The organism is Acetobacter tropicalis (assembly GCF_001580915.1).
Classification (GTDB): domain Bacteria; phylum Pseudomonadota; class Alphaproteobacteria; order Acetobacterales; family Acetobacteraceae; genus Acetobacter; species Acetobacter tropicalis.
Map to the genome: position 1 here is coordinate 1 of NZ_LHZQ01000175.1, position 20666 is coordinate 20666.

Consider the following 20666-nt stretch of genomic DNA (forward strand, 5'->3'; position numbering starts at 1 on the left):
TCATTCAAAAGCCACTCTTTTTATGGGGGGATTACCGTTAATCAGGGTAGAGAAAAGCTTGCCCCTATGTCACAAGGCTTCCCGCAAATCATTTTCACGCACCGTTCATGCGGAGATCCCAATACGTGCTGATACTGTTATATGCCTATTAAGTCAGAAAATAATTTGCCGAAAGGGGCCGTATTCCTCCTACTTACAGGGCTTGTTTTTAATAGTCCTGCGCTCGCTTGCTCTTGCCCTGAACTGTTTGCAAAAGGGCTTGCGCCTCATCTTATGGCAGAAGGCATTTATGGCGGGACCACTCTTTTATGTAATGGATATTACGCGGTTCTGGCTTCTGACTATACACACGGGCCGTTGTGGTCGGCCGAAGATCTGACAGAAGAAAATCTGGAAATTGCCGATCGCACGCAACGCCGGGGAAGTTTTTTTCCTGATAATCGGCTTCCTGCCTCCATGCAATCTAGTCCACGCGATTACGCCAATTCTCATTATGATCGCGGTCACATGACTCCCAGTGGCGATGAACCTGGCTTTGGAGCACAAAAAGAGAGTTTTTTACTATCGAACATTGTTCCCCAAACTCCTGAACTCAATCGCGGAGCATGGGAAGGGGTGGAAAGCGCGGTCAGAGGCTGGGCAAGGGAAGAGGGTGAAATTTTTGTTGTGACGGGGCCAGGGTATGATCCCGATAAAACACAAACCATAGGCCCCAATCACATCCCCGTCCCAACAGTGATCTGGAAAGCGATTTATGATCCGGCGGCAAATTCAACCGGCGTTTATATTTGCCTGAATACATTTCATCCTACCTGCCGCATCACGTCTGTCACTACTCTCACACGCCTTGTAAATATTGATCCTTTCCCCGGCTTACCGGACTCTCTGAAAGATCATGTTTCAGCAATGCCTCCCATCAGGGAAAGCCCATACAGGCTGGCCAGACAAAATGGCACACGCAAACTGCTGAAAGAATGGGGAAAGAAATCGGTGCAGAAAGCACTGAGAGCGCTCATTCGTTCTCTGGTGCCATAGCTGCTTGGCTGATTGCCACACATTCCGAAAGATAAACCTGATGCCGCCTCTTACTTCATCACGAGATAATAGAGAATAAACTGCGCCTAGCAGTTGGTCTGAAAGCACATAGTTTTCTCTCGACGGACAACAGGGCAAAACACGCCCGGTTGTTTCAGTAAACGAACTGTTTGGCGTGGTGCTTCATGATGACTATAAGCAAATATCATCTGGAGCCGCGAGGAGAGAATGAGCGTATTTTCCACATTTTTGGGTCGGTATTGTGATCGCTACTTTCAGATATCTGCTCGTGGTTCCAGTTTCTGGAAAGAGGTGCTGGCGGGGGTAACCACCTTCGGGGCCATGGCTTATATTATGGCTGTTAATCCGGACATTCTCTCCGCTGCAGGTCTGGACCGGCATGATATGGTTATGACGACAATTGCCTCGGCAGTTATAGGTTCCCTTATCATGGCTTTATGGGCCAACCTGCCGATTGCCTTGGCTCCTGCCATGAGCAGCAATGTTATTTTTGCTCAAGTTGTAGTCATTCGTATGGGGGTGCCTCCTGCGGTTGCGTTTACAATGGTGCTGCTGGGCGGGTTGGCGTTCTTAACACTTTCCTTGACGCAATGGCGGCAGAGAATAGTCAAGGCGTTTCCTGTCCCGGTTCGTCTAGGTATCCATTTTGCCATTGGCGCATTCATTGCACATATCGGAATGGTAACTGGCGGGCTGGCCATCAAAGGAAACGATGGGCTGGCTTTCGGTCATTTGGCTGATCCTGCCGTTATTCTGGGCATTGCCGGACTGTTTCTCGCGGCATTTCTACGCTGGTCCCGCGTTCCGGCAGCCATGCTGATTGTGATTGCAGTTGTTACCCTTATCGGATGTTTTGTGCCGCATGGCTCAGGGAAGGTTACTCAACTGCCAACGCACTGGATGGACTGGCCGCATTATCCTGTTCACATGCTTTTCCCTTATGATTTCAAAGGGTTTTTCTCTCATTTTTTTCTTGTTCTGCCCGTAACCTTATATTTTTTCCTTGGCGATTTTTTTGACGCGACCGGAACGATGATGGCGGTTATTCAAAGGTCCGGCCTCAAAGACAAAGAAGGGCAGCCTCTGTTGGGACGAGATGCTTTTGCTGCCGATGCCTCAGCGAGCATTGTCGGTTCAGCCCTTGGAACATCTACCGTGTCAGCCTATCTGGAATCTCTTGTAGGGGTGGAAGAAGGCGGAAAAACTGGGCTGGTAGGTATAACGGTTGCACTTCTTTTTGCGCTCTCCTCCCTGTTCTGGCCGCTGATCACATCCGTGCCTGCCGTTGCAACGGCTCCTATTCTGATACTGGTAGGACTAGGGATGCTCAGCGGCTTGACTGATCTGAAAACTCTCTCTGCACGAGAACAGATTATACCGCTCCTGATGGTGCTGATTACCGTCATGACGGGAGATTTCATGGTCAGCCTGGCTCTCGGGCTTTTGTTGTTCACATTTTTGGCTCTGGCGACCAAACGCTGGCAAGACATAACCATCATGTTGCTGGTGTTGGATGCTGTGTTTGTAACTTACCTTGTTCTTTCGTCAGGAATGGGCTGAAAAAAACGACGCAGGTGAGAGGAAGCGCCTGCGTCTCCTTCAGCGGCCTGCCCGCAGATTTTCCCGCTATAAATTCAGCAATTCATGAGTCTCTTTTTTATGCAGGGGAGAAGGGTTGCAACCCTTCTTGCTTGTATGCAAAATTGTACGCGTGCCGTAACAAGCTACATGAATAGCCGGAGTTGTGACTGTATGACATCTCGCGAAACACCTTTCTCCACGCCTGTAGGTGTGGCTCAATATGGTGGGGCCCGAGCAGTCAAACGGTGTGACACGCTCGGCATAGCTCCTTATTCCGAAGAGGAAGGTGGGCTCTTCCGCCCGTATTTAAGTAACGCTTATCGGGAAACCGTACAGTGTGTCTCTGTCTGGATGAAAGAAGCGGGCATGACCACCAGACAGGATGCGGCAGGCAACCTTGTTGGACGATATGAAGGCAGCCTACCGGGCGCCCCCGCACTTCTTATCGGCTCCCATCTTGATAGTGTTCGGAATGCAGGCCGTTATGATGGCCCGCTGGGCGTGATGCTTGGCATTGAAGCTGTAGCCTACTTTTCCGCACACAAAAAGCGCCTCCCTTTTGCTGTAGAAGTTATCGGGTTTGGAGATGAAGAAGGGTCACGCTTTCCGGTATCCATGCTGACCTCTCGCGCTGTAGCCGGACTTATTCCAACGCCCCCCGATATCCTGAGAGATGCCGCCGGGATAACTTTGCAAGAGGCTCTGGGAGCAGAAGGATTTCTTCTTGAAGAGTTCCCGAAAGCGGCCCGCAACAAAAAAGATGTGCTGGCCTATTTTGAAGCCCACATTGAGCAGGGACCGGTTCTGGAATCTGAAAACCGTGCAGTAGGGGCTGTAACGGCCATTGCTGCACAATATCGCTTTCTGATCAGCATCCATGGTTTTGCCGGACACGCAGGCACAATGCCAATGCATTTGCGGCAAGATGCGCTGGCGGCAGCGGCAGAATCCATGTTGGCGATTGAGGCCATTGCCCTGCAAAAAGCAGGTGATCTTGTCGCCACTGTGGGACGCCTGGACGTTACTCCCGGCGTCCCAAACGTTGTTCCTGGAGATGTTGTTTTCACGCTGGATATTCGCTCGGGCACGGAGAGTATCAGAAACGAGGCAGCAGACACCATCCGAGTTGCCTTAAATGACATTGCAAAAAAACGACATGTCGAACTCAGCATGGAATTGCAGCAGGATTTACCCGCAACTCCATGCGATCCCGCACTAACTGAGGCGCTAAGTAAGGCAATAGAGAAAGTAACTGGGGGTTCGGCACGCAAACTGGTCAGCGGTGCTGGGCATGACGCTATGGTGATGGCTGCGCTGGCTCCCGTATGCATGTTGTTTGTGCGGTGTGAAAAAGGCATCAGCCACAATCCTGCCGAAGCCGTGACGGCAGCCGATGTGGAAAGTGCCTTTCAGGTCATGATTAATTTTATTGAAAGCTATGCAGACTCATGCTCTGCACGACAGGAGAAAATGGCGTAATGGCACAGAATCTGTTTGGTCAGATTGATCCGCCCCAGCGGCTATTAATGGGGCCTGGGCCTGTTAACGCACACCCGCGTGTGCTCCGGGCTATGGCTGCTGACATGCTGGGGCAGTTTGACCCGGAAATGACAGCCTACATGAATGAAACCATGGAGCTGTATCGACAGGTTTTCATGACAGAAAACCGCTGGACTTTTCTGGTTGATGGCACTGCACGAGCAGGGATTGAGGCTGCTCTTGTTTCCTTGGTAGAGCCGGGGGCCAAACTACTGATTGTACGTGCCGGCCGTTTTGGCCTTCTGCTTTCAGAAATTGCACAGCGCATCGGGGCTGAAATCTGCACATTGGATCTGCCCTGGGGTGAAGTTGCTACACTGGAGCAAATTGAAAACGCGTTAATCGAGCATAAACCGCAGGTTTTTGCCTGCATCCATGGAGACACCTCTACCACCATGGCTCAGCCTCTGGCCGGGGTAGGGGAGCTTTGCCGCAAATATGGTGTACTATCTTACGCAGATGCTACCGCCACGCTTGGGGGCATGGCGGTAGAGACCGATGCATGGGGCATTGATGTGGTTTCTGGCGGCCTACAGAAATGCATGGGAGGACCTCCCGGATCTGCTCCCATCACAATTTCCGATCGGGCCGCAGAGCATATTATGGCGCGCAAGCACGTAGAAGCTGGCATCCGAGGCGCAGATGCACTGGATGGGAACCGACCACGCATTGTCTCTAACTATTTTGATCTCGCCATGGTAATGGATTACTGGTCTGAAAAACGTCTGAACCACCATACCGAAGCAACAACCATGCTTTATGGCGCGCGGGAAGCGGCCCGGATTATGCTGGAAGAAGGGTTGGAACCGCGTTTTGCCCGCCATACAGCCGCCAGCACCGCCATGGTTGCCGGAGCCCGCGCGCTGGATCTGAACGTGTTCGGAAACGATAGCTATCGGATGACCAACGTGACCGGCATCTGGATCCCGGAAGGGGTTCATGGCGAAAATGTGCGGATGCGGATGCGGGACGATTTTGGAATTGAAATCGGCACAGCATTTGGGCCTTTGGCTGGGAAAATCTGGCGGATTGGCGCAATGGGCTACAATGCCGTCAAGCATAAGGTCTTACTGACACTTGCCGCTCTTGAAGTCTGCCTCGCTGCTGAAGGGCATAAAGCTCAGAGGGGCGCTGGGGTAGATGCTGCCCTTGCAGAATATTCCTGAAGGTCATTTTTATATCACTATCTTGCGATAGGAGGGCAGATTGAGCGAACAGGACCACATTGCAAACGATCTGCAGGTGCTCGCGCGCCAGATTGATCTGACTATTCCTGCTGACTGTGTAGCCGGTGTTGCAGCCAATACGCAGTTATTGCGTGGTTATGTTAATCTGATTTGTGGCATGACTTTGCCTGATACCTGCCCTCCTGCCTATGAGTATCGGCCATAAGCATGTCCATTTCCTCCCTAGCACAAAGCATTCAGAGCGGTAGAGTTTCAGCATTTCAGCATTGCGCAGAAACCCTACAGCGCCTGAAAGAACGAGATGGAGCCTACAATTCCGTCACCCGAATTCTCGAATCTCGTGCGTTGGACGCAGCCAGAAAGGTAGATGCACGGATCGCCAAAGGAGAGTCTGTAGGGCCGTTGGCGGGAGTGCCATTTGGCGTGAAAGATCTGTTCGATCTGGAAGGCCATGTTACCACTGCGGGTTCAGTCGTTCTGAATGACACCCCACCAGCCAGACGCGATGCCGAGGTTGTGCAGCGTCTATGTGCAGCTGGAGCCATTCCTGTCGCATCTCTCAATATGGATGAATTTGCATATGGGTTCGCAACAGAGAATGCTCATTATGGAACAACCCGTAACCCACATGACACGCAAAGACTGGCAGGGGGCTCTTCTGGTGGCTCAGCAGCAGCGGTAGCCGCTAATCTTCTTCCTTTCACCTTAGGGTCAGATACCAACGGTTCCATCCGTGTTCCTGCATCGCTGTGCGGTGTATGGGGGTTAAGGCCAACACAAGGACTTCTTCCGTTGGCGGGGGTTTATCCCTTTGCAAGTAGCCTGGATGTTATTGGTCCGTTCGCACAAAATGTTGCCGATATCCGTTCCGTCAGCGAAGTGCTTATTGGCCATTCCCTCGCTTATGAGGAGGATACCTCGCAACTCTCCGTGGGAATACTGGATGGCTGGTTTGCTCAGGATCTGAGTGAAGGGTTAAAGGTGGGTATTAGGGCTATTGAAAGTGCCTGCCTACACACAAAAACGGTTACGTTGCCAGAGGTTGCACGTGCGCGGGCTGCGTCTTTTGTTATTACGGCTGCAGAAGGTGGCAATCTGCACCTGGGACGCCTGAAGACTACCCCCATGGCGTACGACCCTGCAACGCGAGACCGATTGATGGCGGGCGCATTGCTTCCGTCAGCGGCGGTTATTCAGGCGCAGCGCGTGCGAAACTGGTTCCGGGATATTATGCACCAGACTTTCAAAAAGGTGGATATTCTTGTGGCACCTGCAACGGTTGGCCCCGCGCCCCGCTTAGATCAACCGACCATTATGGTGGGCGGAAAGGCCGTTTCCGCTCGCGCTAACCTTGGGCTCTTCACTCAACCCTTGAGTTTGGCGGGTATGCCGGTTCTTTCCGCTCCTCTGGCTCCACAGAACACAGACAACTCGGCTCTACCGCTAGGCGTTCAATTTATTGCAGCGCCAGGAAAAGAAAGTATTCTTCTAGCATTTGCTGAAATGCTAGAACGAAAAGGCCTGCTAGGCTTCCCTCCTGTAACGGCTGGGAATTAAGCTTGATGCTGCACACACCGCGCTCCTTGCGAGGAATGGTAACATCCCCGCATCATTTGGCCAGCCAAGCCGGGTTGGATATTCTAAAAGAGGGCGGGTCTGCTATAGAAGCGGTGGTGGCCACTGCCGCCGCTTTGGCCGTCGTTTATCCGCACATGACCGCTATTGGAGGGGATGCCTTCTGGCTGATCTGTTGGCCTGATGGGCAAGTGGAAACCATAGATGCCTGTGGGGCAGCCGCGGCAAAAGCCGATCTGGCATTATACAGGAACGCCGGTTACCAGAACGTGCCATGGCGCGGAGGGCTTGCCGCCAATACAGTTGCAGGAACTGTTGGAGGCTGGGGGACGGCCTTACAGCTTGCACAAGATGCGGCATGTAGAGCAAAAAACGATCTTCCTTTAGAGCGGCTGCTGGAAGACGCAATCTGGTATGCTGAACATGGAGTGCCTGTCACGGAAGGTGGGGCAGGCGTAGCAGCTGCCAAATCTGCTGAACTGAAAGACATCTATGGCTATGCTGAGGTGTTTGAACCACAGGGGCAGCCGCTCCAGAAGAACGACATTCTCAAAAATCCCGCCTTGGCAGAGACATTAAAGCGTATCGCTCAGGAAGGAACAGGGAGCTTTTACACTGGCGCACTCGCCCGTGATATTGCTCAAGATCTGACGCGGGCAGGCAGCCCACTTTCCATGATGGATCTGGCCTCCCATAAAACCTCTGTCAGGCCACCGTTGTCAGTGCAGATCAAGGGCGCCACGCTGTACAATATGGCCCCTCCTACACAGGGCATCGCCTCCCTTCTTATTCTGGCGCTATTTGACAAGTTGAAAGCGGATCAGCCTGATAGCTTTGAGCATATTCATGGTTTGGTGGAGGCCACAAAGCAGGCGTTTCGATATCGGGATACGCATGTAGGAGACCCTGCCTTCATGAGTGTGGAGGCGCAAGACTTCCTGAACGACCCTGCCGAACTGACGCGAATGGCTTCGGCCATTGATCCTCTGAGAGCTGCCCCGTGGCCTTATCCCTCACAAGCCGGAGATACGGTATGGATGGGAGCCATTGACGGAAATGGTGTGGCTGTCAGCATGATCCAGAGCACCTATTTTGAATTTGGCTCCGGTGTTGTTCTCCCCCAGACAGGTATTGTCTGGCAGAATAGAGGCGCCAGTTTTCGTCTGGCAGAAGACGGATGGAATGCCCTAAAACCAGGACGTAAACCTTTCCACACACTCAATCCGGCCGCCGCACGTTTCACGGATGGACGGACAATGGTGTACGGAACCATGGGGGGAGAAGGGCAGCCACAAACGCAGGCAGCACTTTTCAGCCGTTATGCGCGATATGATATCGGTTTGCAGGAAGCCATAACAGCGCCCCGCTGGCTACTTGGCCGAACATGGGGGGATGAGAGCGTCACGCTAAAATATGAAGACCGGTTTGACCCGGCCGTTATTGCTCAGTTGGGGGCGGCTGGACACGCCATTGAACGTATGGCCCCGTTCACTTCCTTGATGGGACATGCGGGCGCTCTGGTTCGTCATGCAAATAGTGTTCTGGAAGGCGCGACCGACCCTAGAAGTGATGGGGTGGTTGCAGCCTGGTAATTACGGCCTGAAACTCTGAGCGTTGAATGCTTTTAAGGAACCGCGTTAAGGCACTTTCTTAAAAGCGCTCGACAAAAAAATGCTCCACTTCAGAAATAATCAGGCGGGCCGCCATGGAGAGTTGACGCGAACGGTCAACACAGAGTGCCAGCGTGATGGGAGAAAGCTTTTTATTGCGCAGTGGGACAAAAGAGAGCTGGCCTTTCTGGATTTCGTCATATGCGTCGAGATAGCTTAGAATACCTATTCCCACTCCTTCGCTGACCAGTGACTTGATCATCTGAATATTATCCGCACGGGCAATGGCCTGAATTCTCATGCCCGTTTCAGCTTCCAGAAGCTCCAGAGGACGCCACAATGCCAACGGAGCAGATGGGACGACGACAGGATATTCAGCGCAAAGACTGAAATAGGCCTCCTTCATAGCTGCCACGGGGTGATCAGGCAGAGTAATAAACCCAAGGGGCACTTCTTTGTGCGCCCGCACAAACAATTCCCGCATGTGACCCGGATTAAACATGAGAGCAAAATCGGCCTCTCCATTCACCAGTATCTCCCCCATGTCCCTACTGGTCCGGACGTGAATATTGACTGTAATACCGGGGTGGGTTTCTCTCAGTTTTCCAAGAACTGCCGGAATGAACCCTTTGGTCAGGGCATCAGGGATCACAATATCAGCAGACCCCTGCCGCAAGCCTTTCAGGTTATCAATCTGGGTTGTCAGGGCGGCCATATCCCGGGTCCATCGACGGCAGGACGTCAGCAACAGTTCACCCGCGGTTGTTAACCGCAAACCAGTGGGAAGACGCTCGAACAGAAGCGTTCCCAGCGTTTTCTCTCCCTGAAGAATCTGCCGGTCTATCGCCGAAGCCGCAATATGCAGTTCATCCGATGCTTTGCGGATAGACCCCTGCTGTGCCACTGCCATAAAATACCGCAGAAAGCGCGAAAAGACCGGCATGATAGATGCTCTCATTTTGCGAACAGATTAGACTGATTTAAATCATATACAAGAACGGGAGGAATATGAAATTATTCTCTCAGTTTAACAGGGCTGCGTTGGTGTCAGTTCAGAGGATAACGATGGATGTCTTTTGCCAGAAAAACATGACCATGGAGGCATCGCCATCCTAGAGTGTTTTTCTGAAACAGGGCTCTGTCTTCTTTTCGCTTTTGTTTCCCTATCGTGCCGCTTTCTAATTAGGGCTCCATTATGAATCAGGTTTCTCCCTCTCTTGCCTTGCAGGAACTTGCCCAGCGGGTGCGTGCTGATCTGGCAAAAATCAGCTACGCCACCGGTAACTGGTGCCCAGAGATCAAACGCAATGGGGAAAAGGTGCTGGATGTCGCCATTATTGGGGGCGGACAGGGAGGCCTTGCAACAGCCTTTGGACTACGCCGTCGGGGCATTCCCAACACCATGATTTATGATAAGGCTGAGCGAGGAGAAGAGGGGCCTTGGGTTACGTTTGCTCGTATGCTCACTCTACGGACCCCCAAACACGTAACTGGACCGGACCTGGGTATCCCCAGCCTGACACCGCAATCATGGTACGAAGCGCGCTATGGGGCGAGCGCTTGGCAAAATCTCAATAAAATCTCCCGTCAGGACTGGCAGGGCTATCTTGACTGGGTAAGAGACACGCTGGAACTACCCGTAAAAAATGACCACAAGCTGGTCGATATGGGCTGGGAAGACGGCCTGCTGCGGCTTGTTTTTGAACACAGTGACGGTCAATTGTCCCATCAATGGGCTCGTAAGGTTGTGCTTGCGACCGGCATTGAAGGCGGTGGCGCATGGCATGTGCCTGATTTCATTTCCAAAAAAATCTCATCACGCCGATATGCACACACTTGCCAGACCATTGATTTCGCCGCCCTGAGCGGCAAGCGCATTGGCGTGCTTGGGGCTGGCGCCTCTGCTTTTGATAATGCAGCTACGGCTCTGGAAAATGGCGCTGCCAGCGTTGATCTTTGCCTGCGGCGGCAAAAAATCCCGACTGTCAACCCGTATCGGTGGATGGAGAACGCGGGGTTCCTGAGTTACTTTGCTGATCTGCCAGATCTGACACGCTGGCGCTTCATGCGGAAGATTTATGATCTCAATCAACCGCCGCCGCAGGATACCTTCTGGCGCTGCCGCAAACATGAAAATTTTGCCTTTCACACCGGCACGCCATGGCTTTCAGTCAAAGAAAAAGGTGACGAGGTTATTGTAACCACACCACAAGGGGAAATGACGTTTGACTTCCTGATTATTGGCACGGGTTTTGTTATTGATCTGACCCGCAGACCAGAACTGCGCCTCATTGCCGAGAAGATACAACTGTGGCGAGACACATTTGAAGCACCACAGGGAGAAGACAATACTCTTCTTGGCAGCCACCCTTATCTCGGGAAACATTTTCAGTTTCTTCCTCGTGATAAAGCCGATCCCCTTACGCCGATGATGGGGGCCATTCACAATTTCACATTCGGGGCCATGCCAAGTATGGGTCTGTCTGGCGCATCTATTAGCGGCATGCGGTTTGGGGTGGAACGCCTAACCCAAGGCATTGGTCGTGATCTGTTCCTGACGGACGGAGACAAGCAGCTTCAGAGCCTTCTGGATTATAATACAGATGAATTGATCAGTCTGGACCCACCAGTTGCCGCTGAATAATGCCAGGAACAAGACAAGCCATGCTCCCTTATCCCCGTGATATGATTGGCTACGGGCCAACTCCTCCAGACCCCAAATGGCCCGGAGGGGCACGTATCGCCGTTCAGTTCGTTGTCAATTATGAAGAAGGTGCGGAAAACTGCATCCTGCACGGTGACAAAGGGTCTGAAGCTTTCCTTTCTGAAATGGTCGGCACGAAGCCGATTATCGGTGCCCGCTGCATGCAGATGGAAAGCTTGTATGAATATGGTAGCCGGGCCGGGTTCTGGCGGCTGCATAGGCTTTTTGAAAAAGTAGGATTTCGTTCCACTGTTTTTGGAGTTGCGAAGGCTCTGGAGCGGAACCCTGAAGCCGTTGCCGCCATGAAGCGGAGTGAGTGGGAAATTGCATCACACGGGCTTCGTTGGATCGACTACCAGGATATTCCGGAAGAAATTGAACGCGCCCATATCCGTGAAGCCATTGCGTTACATACAGAAGTAACGGGTGAGCGCCCCTTAGGTTGGTATCAGGGGCGAACCAGCCCCAATACGGCCCGTTTGATCGTAGAGGAAGGCGGATTTGTTTATGACGCAGATTCCTACGCGGATGATCTGCCGTATTACAATCGCCAATATGGCCGCCCTCAATTGATTGTGCCGTATACGCTGGATGTGAATGACATGAAATTTGCTGCCCTGAACGGTTTTACCGAGGGCGAACAGTTCTTTCACTACATGCGTGATAATTTCGACATGCTGTACCGAGAAGGTGGGCGCATGATGTCTATCGGTCTCCATTGCCGCCTAGCCGGAAAGCCGGCACGGGCATTGGCCGTGGCCCGTTTTCTTGAGCATGTAAAAGCACATGCTGACGTGTGGGTTGCTACCCGGTTGGAGATTGCACAGCATTGGCAGAAGGTTTATCCGGCATGACACTTGATGACGTGAATGCCCTTACACCGCCAGCCTTTGTTTCAGAGTTTGGTGGCATTTATGAGCATTCCCCCTGGATTGCAGAGAAGGCTGAAAAAGAACGTCCTTTCTCCAGTCTTTCAGCGATGGAAGCGGTATTCTCCCGGATTATCAAACAAGCTGACCAAAACGCAAAACATACGCTTGTATGCGCACACCCCGAGCTTGGACATCGGGCCGGGATTGACCCGGCCTTAAGCGAAGAGTCTGCTCACGAACAGGGCGGTGCTGGTTTGGACAAGCTGACACCAGAAGAATATGAACGTTTTCAAACCCTGAATACCGCCTATCGGGCCAAGTTTGACATGCCGTTTGTCATCTGCGTCCGCAAAGCGGGGAAAGCTCCTAAAACGGTAATCCTTGAAGCAATGAACCGTCGCCTGAAGAGCTCAACACAAGATGAACTGACTGAAGCCTTGGCACAAATCGATGCTATCGCTTCATTACGGTTGCGGGATAAGGTGCAAGGATGAGTTCACTTTCCACACACGTGCTGGATACAGTTTCTGGCCGTCCAGCATCCGGGGTCGTATTCCGCCTTCTCTCTTCGGGAAAGGTGTTGTTTTCAGGCAAAACAGATCAGGACGGGCGCTGCCCTGAATTACGCTCGCTGCCTCTTACAAAGGGCCTGTATCTCCTTGAATTCGATATAGGCGACTATTTTCGTTCTCAAGGGCAACAACTGGCCGATCCACCTTTTCTGGATAGAGTGCCTGTTGCGTTTGGCTTGGGCGAAGAAGGGCATGCTCATGTGCCTTTGCTGGCTGCTCCCTACAGCTATTCTACTTATCGAGGGAGTTAATCTGTGAGCTCTGTCAGAACCCCTTCAAAAGCAATACATCCGGTAGATGAAATCCTGCCTGTGTGGCAGCTTGGCGTGTACGGCTTTCAACATGTTCTGACATTTTATGCCGCGGCTGTTATTGTCCCCATTCTGGTGGCAGGTGCTCTAGGGTTATCGCATGAAACGCTCGAGCATCTGATTGAGGCAGATCTCTTCACCTGCGGGATCGCTTCTCTTTTACAGGCCGTGGGGATTGGAAATATAGGGGTACGATTACCGCTGCTACAGGGGGTAACTTTTGTTGCCGTCATGCCGATGATTGCAATTGGCACCGCAGCTGGGGGCGGCATTGCCGGACTTCAACAGATTTTTGGCTCTGTTATTGTCGCGGGCATTTTTTCCTACTTTCTGGCCCCCCATTTTTCCAGATTGATTCGTTTTTTCCCGCCTGTTGTAACGGGGTCTGTTATTCTGATCATCGGTCTGGCACTCCTGCCTGTTGCCGCCAATGATATTGTGGCTGGACGTGGCACCACCACAATGCAAGACCCAGTTCAATTGCGGAACGTGGCCTATGGATTAGGAACGCTATTCTGTATTCTTGGAATTCAGAAATTTTTCCGCGGCTTTATTGGGACCATCGCTATTCTGCTCGGGCTTATCTGCGGAACATTGGTTGCGTGGATGCTGGGAGATGCGCAGTTTCAGGATGTTTCTGCGGCTCCTTTGCTCACCATTGCTCGGCCCTTCTACTTTGGTCTGCCCAGTTTCCACATTGTGCCAATTTTTTCCATGATCATTGTCATGATCATTTCAATGCTGGAAACCACAGGCGATGTGTTCGCAACAGGGGCTATTGTCAAACGCCCTATCTCAGAAAAAGATATTGCTCGCGCCATTCGTGCTGACGGGCTAGCCACAACTATAGGCGGAATTCTCAATTCTTTTCCCTACACCTGTTTTGCTGAAAACGTAGGGCTGGTACGTCTCACGCAGATCAAGAGCAAATGGGTGGTTGCCGCAGCGGCTCTGATCATGATCGTGTTGGGCTGTATTCCCAAACTGGCTGCTATCATGGCCTGTGTTCCTCTGCCTGTTCTAGGTGGAGCAGCCTTGTCCATGTTTGCAACAGTGGCCGTTGTGGGTATTCAAACCCTGACACAAGTTGATTTTGACAACCAGAACAACATGATCATTGTGGGCACAAGTGTTGGCTTGGGAATGCTGGCCACAGCACAACCTCATATTGCAGACAATTTTCCGCATTGGGCGCAAATCGTGTTTGGAAGCGGCATTACGCTTGGTTCAATGTCGGCCATGGTGCTTCATTTGATTTTCAATCACTTCAAGGCAGAGAAAGCTCAAACCTCTGTCCTGGAAACACATGAAACACACATCACGGCAGAGGCTGAGTTCGCCTCCTATACGCACAAAGACTATTAAGTCATTGTGTCCGGATGAGATGAGGCAGCATCTGCCATAGAGAGCGCATGAAAATTTCTGCTAATCAAATCAAGAGTTGCATGCGCGGCCGCTGAAAGTTGCCGTTGTATATTGTGGGTGAGCGCAAAGCAAAGAGGTTTTATGTCACTTTGCGTAATCCTGACAAAACAGAGTTCTCCTGATTTCTCCTCATCAATCACATCCGCCTGTGTCAGCAAGGCAACGCCAAGGCCGCTCCTTACCAACGCCTTGATGCTGACAATGCGATTACATGAAAACGCAGGTTTTATCTCAACATTCTGTGTAAGCAGACCCTCCCGGATAGCTGCCCCCACCGCCAGCGTTGCATCAGGAACAATAAGGCGGCTTCCCAGAACGTGAGTTAGTCTGGCTTCCTTCCAAGCAGCCAATGGATGATCTGGTCGCACAACAAACCCGATCGGTGCCTGGAGGGTTGAAACCACACGAACGCGACGTGATGACTTTTCTGAGTCGAGAAGAGAGATTCCAAAGTCTACTTCGTTACGAGAGACGCTCTGCCATATGGATTTGAAATCCATAGTTTTGACGGAAAACTCTACGCGCGGATAATCTTTGCTAATCTCTGATAAGATATCGGGTATAAACCGGTCACTGACAGCTTCCACAACCGCCATTGTTACCAGCCCTCCATGCAGTCCGGATAGAGCGCTAAGGCGTACCTGAAAAGCTTCAAAATCTCGCTTTCCACCACGGATGGTCGCAAGCAACAGTTCTCCTGCACTTGTCAGGCTTAAGCCGGTGCTGTGGCGGTGAAACAGGAGGGTACCCATTTCCTGTTCCACCGCCAAAATCTGACGGTTAACCGCAGATGGAGAGACATTCAGGACATTGGCTGCCTGCCGAATTGACCCTGCCTGTGCAACCATTTCAAAATAGATGGCAAAGCGGGAAAGAGTAAAAACGCGGCCTGAGTTTCGCATAGGGTTCATACCTCTATCCTGAGAGCTTTCTTCCTAAGACATGTGTCGACAAAAACGCAACGGCGCGTCGTATTCTTTCTGTTGGACGGAAGCGTTGTTTTTTGGGATTCTATTGCTACCTGTCGCACAGAGACGTTCTGCCAACCCGATCAGCTTTCAATACCGAGCGGATTATAAGCCTGTAAGCAAATCAGAGTGTGGCCTTGTAGGAGAGAGACTGTCATGCGTGATCACATCCAATTTTATCTGGGAGATCAGCATTATCGGCTCTCCGATATTACGCCCGAGACAACAGTGCTGGATTGGTTACGGGAAGCGTGCCACCGTACTGGCACCAAGGAAGGGTGTAACGAAGGCGATTGTGGAGCCTGTACCGTATTGGTTGTCCGGCTTGAAAACAATCAACTCACGTGGAAAGCTGTCAATGCCTGCATTCAGTTCCTATGGATGCTGGACGGAACCCAACTGTTTACTGTTGAAGATTTACGCTCTCCAGATGGGGCCCTGCATCCGGTACAGCAGGCCATGGTTGATCTCCATGGTTCGCAGTGCGGTTTTTGTACGCCCGGATTTGTCATGTCTATGGTCGCCTACAGTAAGAAAGCGGAGGCGAGCGCCAAGGAAACCGACATCAATGATGCACTGGCAGGCAATCTGTGCCGCTGTACTGGCTATGCCCCAATTGTCAAAGCCATGAAGCAGGCATTGTTAGCCCCGCACGATAAATTTGAGCAGGAACAAAGCAAGATTATCACCCGCCTTACTGCGTTGCAGAACGCGGATATGGCCGAAATCAACACGCCACATGGGTCAATCAGTCTCCCCAGAACAGCCGATGAACTCGCCTCAGCCTATCAGAATGCTCCAAATGCAACGCTTGTTGCAGGCGCAACAGATGTAGGGCTGTGGGTTACCAAACGTTTACAGACACTTCCCCATGTTATCAGTGTTTCTGGTGCTCAGGATCTGAAAAAAATCGAACATCGGCCAGATGGTCTGTGGATCGGAGCCGCCACACCTTATGCAGAGGCACAGAAGGATATCGCCACCCTTTTTCCAGATGCAGGGGAGGTTATACGCCGGATTGGCTCTGCGCAGGTTCGTAATGTAGGAACTGTATGTGGTAACATAGGGAATGGCTCTCCTATCGGAGATGGGCCACCTTTATTCATTGCCGCAGGGGCCACACTTCATTTACGCCGAGGGGAAACTCGCAGAACACTACCTTTAGAAAATTACTTCCTGGCATACGGTCAACAGGATCGTCAGGAAGGAGAATTTATTGAAGGCATTTTGATCCCTTATCCTGAGCCAAATTTGCGCTACCGAGCCTATAAGGTTTCCAAGCGGTTTGATCAGGATATTTCTGCGATATTAGGCGTATTTGCCTTCACCATGGACGGGAATGGCGTGATTACCAAGGCGCGTATTGCGTTCGGTGGCATGGCAGCAACCCCCAAACGGGCTTCTGCAACGGAAGCGGCTCTGGTGGGCAAACGATGGGATGAACATGCCCTGATCGCTGCGCGGGAGGCCATTCAGGTAGATTTTGCGCCGCTTTCTGATATGCGCGGCAGTGAATGGTACCGGCGGACTGTCGCTGCCAATTTGCTAACCCGTTGTTTTGCTGAAACGACGAAAATGCCCCAACAGCCCGAAACCCGATTGGCCGGTTGGAAGGAAGACGTTCATGGGTGAGGCAGTAAAAATGCAGATCAGTCCCGCCGATGCAGACGTGAAACCCTTTGAAAACAGGGGCACTCCATCCGATCCTGCAATTGTAGAGGGTGGAGCTTCTACAAGCCTGAAACATGAGAGTGCAAGAATGCATGTTTCAGGAGAGGCCACGTATATTGATGACATGCCCGAGCCGCGCGGACTGGTTCATGTTGTCCCAGGACTGAGCACCAAAGCTCATGCCCGCATCCTCTCGCTTGACCTGGATGCCGTGCGCGCTGCGCCGGGGGTCATATGTGTCCTGACACACAAGGATGTTCCCGGCCATAATCAGGTTAGCCCCGTGGGCAAAAACGATGAGCCTCTTCTGGCCGAAGATATCGTCTCCTATTATGGACAACCGATTTTCATTGTTATCGCGGACGACCGCCAGAATGCGCGCAAAGCAGCCCAACTGGCCCGCATAACGTATGAAGAACTACCAGCTATCCTAACAATCGCACAGGCCAGAGAAGCGGGAAGTGCTTTGGTATGGCGTCCTCTGGAAATGAAGCGGGGGAATGTTGATACAGCACTCAGCAAAGCCCCGAAACGCCTGAACGGAAGCATAACCATTGGCGGGCAGGAGCATTTCTATCTGGAAGGGCAAGCCGCTCTGGCCCAACCGGGAGAGGAGGGAGAAATGCGCGTGTGGTCCTCCACGCAGCATCCCACAGAAACACAACATATGGTGGCGCATGTTCTCGACCGCCCCAGCAACCTTGTCACGGTAGAAATACGCCGCATGGGGGGCGGCTTTGGGGGGAAGGAAACCCAAGCCAACACCCCAGCCTGTCTAGCTGCCTTGGCCGCAAACGTCACAGGGCGTGCAGCCAAGATGCGACTGGACCGCGATGATGATATGATCATGACGGGTAAGCGTCATGATTTTGTTGTAGACTACGATGTTGGATTTGATGAAACAGGCCATATTCTGGCCGTAGATATGGTGCTTGCAGCCCGATGTGGCTGGTCAGCCGACTTATCCGGCCCCGTTATTGATCGTGCGCTGTTTCATGCTGACAATGCCTATTTCTATCCCGACGTGCGCTTCCGCTCTGAACCCCTGAAAACCAACACGCAATCCAACACAGCGTATCGGGGATTTGGCGGGCCGCAAGGTATTGTAGCGGCAGAACGTGTGATTGAGGAAATTGCCTTTGCGACGGGGCTGGACCCATTGGATGTACGCCTACGCAATACCTATGGCACCGGCAGCCGTGACATCACGCCCTATCACATGACCGTAGAAGACTCCATTGCATCTGAAATCATGACTCAACTGGCAGAAAACTGCGATTATCGAGCTAGACGTCATGCTTTGAGGGCAAGCAATACACACAGCCCGTATATAAGGAGAGGTATAGCGCTGACGCCAGTTAAGTTCGGTATTTCATTTACGGCGACACATTACAATCAGGCTGGTGCTCTTGTGCACATCTACACGGATGGGTCTGTGCAGGTTAATCACGGCGGCACAGAAATGGGGCAGGGACTGCATACCAAGATGGTGCAGATTGCCATGCGGGAATTCGGCCTGACAGAAGACCGCGTGCGTATTACAGCCACCACTACTGGTAAAGTGCCAAATACATCTGCAACAGCAGCCTCAAGTGGGGCGGACCTGAATGGTATGGCCGTTTTGGATGCCATTTCCAAAATCAAACAGCGCTTGGTCTGCTTTGCCGCAGAGCACTGGGAGGTAGCTGAAGGCGATGTCCACTTTCTGCCAGAAGGAGTTCAGGTGGGAGAAGCGCTGGTCTCTTTTCCTGCATTGGTAAAAGCTGCCTATTTTGCCCGCGTTTCCTTGTCTTCAAACGGATTTTACAAAACACCGAAGATTTCCTGGAATCCCGATACAGGACGTGGCCGCCCTTTTTACTATTTTGCTTATGGCGCAGCCTGTGCGGAAGTTGCCATTGACCTTTTAACGGGAGAAACCCGTATCGAACGCGTGGATATCCTGCATGACGCTGGGCAGTCCCTGAACCCTGCAATTGATATCGGCCAGATTGAAGGTGGTTTCATACAAGGGGCAGGGTGGCTGACTATGGAAGAACTTGTGTGGGACAAGGCAGGGCACCTGCGCACTCATGCACCCAGCACCTATAAAATTCCGGCCTGCTCAGACAGACCGCGTATTTTCAATGTGTCTCTTCTTGAAGCTGCCCCTAACAGAGAAGCAACCATTTTCCGCTCCAAAGCGGTGGGAGAGCCTCCTTTTGTGCATGGTGTAGCGGTGCTACAGGCAATTTCTGATGCTCTTGCAAGTTTGAATAACTATACGCTCTGCCCTCAACTGGATACGCCAGCAACACCTGAGTGCATTTTGCGCACGGCGGAACGCCTGCGGGCTCTTCCAGTGCCATAAGCATGAAATGAATTCTCTTCTCTCCATTCTGGAAGGCTGGAAGCCTGAAAGTCCTGCTTTTGCCTGCGTGCAACTAACGGCAGTGCGCGGGTCCACACCGCGCGAGGCAGGCGCTTTTATGCTGGTTGGGCCAGATTGGCAGAAAGGGACGATTGGAGGCGGCGTTCTGGAATGGGAGTGCCTGCGAAAAGCCCGCACGCTTTTAGAGATCAACCAGCCAAGCATGACCCATCATTTCACGCTAGGGGCGGGCACAAACCAATGCTGTGGTGGGCAGGCAACTGTTGTTATCAGTCGCGCTCAGGCTGAGATTGTTGGAGCACTGAAACAACAGCTTTATGAGCAAAGACAGAATGACCCGACCCTACTTATGTTTGGGGCGGGTCACGTTGGAAGAGCTTTGGCTTATGTGCTGGCGCCTTTGCCCTTGAATCTGACCTGGGTTGATCCACGCCCCGAAGAATTTGGGAATATACCCAAAGGGGTCACAGCGCATGTTACTACGGAGTGGGAGCAACATCTTACAGCGCTCCCTGCCAAGGCAGGTGTGCTGGTTTTAACGCCCAATCACTCTCTTGATGCCTTAATTGTCGCCAGTGCTCTGGAGCGAAATGATCTGGGCTATATCGGCCTGATTGGCTCAAAAACAAAACGACGCCGCTTCGAAGCGGGGTTTCGAGAAATTGGTCTGACAGAAACCCAGATTAGCACCCTGACATGTCCCATAGGTGGGCAAACCGTACGGGACAAGAGACCAGAAATTATCGCAGCCATGGTTGCCGCAGAGATTATTGAAAAGCTTATTCACCGGCCGAATTAGAGCCGACAAACGACTATCTTAGAGAGCTGGCCGGTTTGTTTCTGAGTGTTCCACCATGAGAGAGACGTGTGCCGCGATAATTTTCCACCCCTGAGGGGAGCGAAACCAAGTCTGCATTTGTCTGCCAATTTTGCTTGAACCCGTGCGCTGGAATTCCAAGCTCACAACGGCAGCATCCTCTCCCAAAACAGTCACAACACGGCGTAGCATTGTGCGTGGTGGCGAACCGCCTTTTCTAGCCCGACGAAAGGCCGCTATTTCTTCCGTGCCATACAGGTTCTCACCTACACCATAGCGAACGGTCTCTGGGCCATCAAAAAAGAATTGATCTAGAGCAACTACATCATTTTCTGCCAGAGCACGTTCATATACATCTGATAATGCGGTGGTAATCCCCCCATTTTTAGTCGGGCGTTGAATGAGAA

18 protein-coding genes and 1 pseudogene are annotated in these 20666 nt (G+C 52.0%); 15 read left to right on the plus strand and 4 right to left on the minus strand.

Annotated elements, in window-relative coordinates; all coding sequences use genetic code 11:
- Positions 1-273 precede the first annotated feature (273 nt).
- The 7 genes from AD944_RS04020 to AD944_RS04050 all read left to right on the plus strand — a co-directional run bounded on the left by AD944_RS04020 (position 274) and on the right by AD944_RS04050 (position 8530).
- A complete protein-coding gene (locus tag AD944_RS04020) occupies positions 274-1035 on the plus strand; it encodes a DNA/RNA non-specific endonuclease (RefSeq protein ID WP_231873763.1) in 762 nt (253 codons plus the stop codon).
- Positions 1036-1263: 228 nt separating this feature from the next.
- Positions 1264-2616 carry an NCS2 family permease gene (locus AD944_RS04025; RefSeq protein ID WP_045543419.1) on the plus strand — a complete coding sequence of 451 codons (1353 nt, stop codon included), beginning with the start codon at positions 1264-1266 and terminating at the stop codon, positions 2614-2616.
- A gap of 192 nt (positions 2617-2808) precedes the next feature.
- Entirely contained in the window at positions 2809-4116 is a 1308-nt protein-coding gene (locus tag AD944_RS04030; RefSeq protein ID WP_045543418.1) for an allantoate amidohydrolase, read from the plus strand.
- Complete coding sequence (locus tag AD944_RS04035; RefSeq protein ID WP_045543417.1) at positions 4116-5342, plus strand: pyridoxal-phosphate-dependent aminotransferase family protein; 1227 nt, start codon at positions 4116-4118, stop codon at positions 5340-5342. The genes AD944_RS04030 and AD944_RS04035 overlap by 1 nt, the downstream gene beginning before the upstream one ends.
- A gap of 40 nt (positions 5343-5382) precedes the next feature.
- Complete coding sequence (locus AD944_RS04040) at positions 5383-5568, plus strand: AtzG-like protein (RefSeq protein ID WP_035379687.1); 186 nt, start codon at positions 5383-5385, stop codon at positions 5566-5568.
- A gap of 2 nt (positions 5569-5570) precedes the next feature.
- On the plus strand, positions 5571-6920 hold the full coding sequence (locus AD944_RS04045) for an AtzE family amidohydrolase (protein ID WP_045543416.1): 1350 nt from the start codon (positions 5571-5573) through the stop codon (positions 6918-6920).
- Between the two features lie 5 nt (positions 6921-6925).
- Positions 6926-8530, plus strand: coding sequence for a gamma-glutamyltransferase family protein (locus tag AD944_RS04050; RefSeq protein WP_045543415.1), 1605 nt, complete (start codon positions 6926-6928; stop codon positions 8528-8530).
- A 58-nt stretch (positions 8531-8588) separates the two neighbouring features.
- Here AD944_RS04050 and AD944_RS04055 read toward each other — a convergent pair whose 3' ends face one another.
- Positions 8589-9491: a LysR family transcriptional regulator gene (locus AD944_RS04055; protein WP_035379680.1), complete on the minus strand. Its 903-nt coding sequence runs from the start codon at positions 9489-9491 to the stop codon at positions 8589-8591.
- A gap of 252 nt (positions 9492-9743) precedes the next feature.
- Between AD944_RS04055 and AD944_RS04060 the strand changes: the two genes are divergently transcribed.
- The 5 genes from AD944_RS04060 to AD944_RS04080 are packed head-to-tail and all read left to right on the plus strand — an operon-like array spanning position 9744 to position 14372.
- Positions 9744-11192 (plus strand): NAD(P)-binding domain-containing protein, encoded by a 1449-nt coding sequence (locus tag AD944_RS04060; protein WP_045543414.1) that lies wholly within the window; start codon positions 9744-9746, stop codon positions 11190-11192.
- Between the two features lie 20 nt (positions 11193-11212).
- Entirely contained in the window at positions 11213-12106 is an 894-nt protein-coding gene (puuE, locus tag AD944_RS04065; RefSeq protein ID WP_045543413.1) for an allantoinase PuuE, read from the plus strand.
- Complete coding sequence (gene uraD, locus AD944_RS04070) at positions 12103-12618, plus strand: 2-oxo-4-hydroxy-4-carboxy-5-ureidoimidazoline decarboxylase (protein WP_045543412.1); 516 nt, start codon at positions 12103-12105, stop codon at positions 12616-12618. Before puuE ends, uraD begins: the two co-directional genes overlap by 4 nt.
- Positions 12615-12947, plus strand: coding sequence for a hydroxyisourate hydrolase (gene uraH, locus AD944_RS04075; protein WP_045543411.1), 333 nt, complete (start codon positions 12615-12617; stop codon positions 12945-12947). The genes uraD and uraH overlap by 4 nt, the downstream gene beginning before the upstream one ends.
- A 3-nt stretch (positions 12948-12950) precedes the next feature.
- The gene (locus AD944_RS04080) at positions 12951-14372 is read left to right on the plus strand and encodes a nucleobase:cation symporter-2 family protein (RefSeq protein WP_082741332.1); all 1422 of its coding nucleotides are present in this window, start codon (positions 12951-12953) and stop codon (positions 14370-14372) included.
- On the opposite strand, the gene AD944_RS04085 is transcribed toward AD944_RS04080, so the two are convergent.
- Together AD944_RS04085 and AD944_RS17690 are read right to left on the minus strand one after the other, a co-directional pair.
- A complete protein-coding gene (locus AD944_RS04085; protein WP_236709311.1) occupies positions 14369-15121 on the minus strand; it encodes a LysR substrate-binding domain-containing protein in 753 nt (250 codons plus the stop codon). The genes AD944_RS04080 and AD944_RS04085 overlap by 4 nt on opposite strands.
- A 15-nt stretch (positions 15122-15136) precedes the next feature.
- A pseudogene (locus tag AD944_RS17690) lies at positions 15137-15343 on the minus strand (LysR family transcriptional regulator); the annotation flags it as partial.
- Between the two features lie 213 nt (positions 15344-15556).
- Here AD944_RS17690 and xdhA point away from each other — a divergent pair.
- From xdhA to xdhC, 3 genes are read left to right on the plus strand one after another with little or no spacing between them, the layout of a single operon-like run.
- Positions 15557-17032: a xanthine dehydrogenase small subunit gene (gene xdhA / locus AD944_RS04090; RefSeq protein ID WP_045543409.1), complete on the plus strand. Its 1476-nt coding sequence runs from the start codon at positions 15557-15559 to the stop codon at positions 17030-17032.
- On the plus strand, positions 17025-19421 hold the full coding sequence (gene xdhB, locus AD944_RS04095) for a xanthine dehydrogenase molybdopterin binding subunit (protein ID WP_261763956.1): 2397 nt from the start codon (positions 17025-17027) through the stop codon (positions 19419-19421). The genes xdhA and xdhB overlap by 8 nt, the downstream gene beginning before the upstream one ends.
- 7 nt (positions 19422-19428) lie before the next feature.
- Positions 19429-20241 (plus strand): xanthine dehydrogenase accessory protein XdhC, encoded by an 813-nt coding sequence (gene xdhC / locus AD944_RS04100; protein WP_045543408.1) that lies wholly within the window; start codon positions 19429-19431, stop codon positions 20239-20241.
- Positions 20242-20259: 18 nt separating this feature from the next.
- Here xdhC and hpxZ read toward each other — a convergent pair whose 3' ends face one another.
- Positions 20260-20661, minus strand: a complete 402-nt coding sequence (gene hpxZ, locus AD944_RS04105) for an oxalurate catabolism protein HpxZ (protein WP_045543407.1) — start codon at positions 20659-20661, stop codon at positions 20260-20262.
- Positions 20662-20666 lie beyond the last annotated feature (5 nt).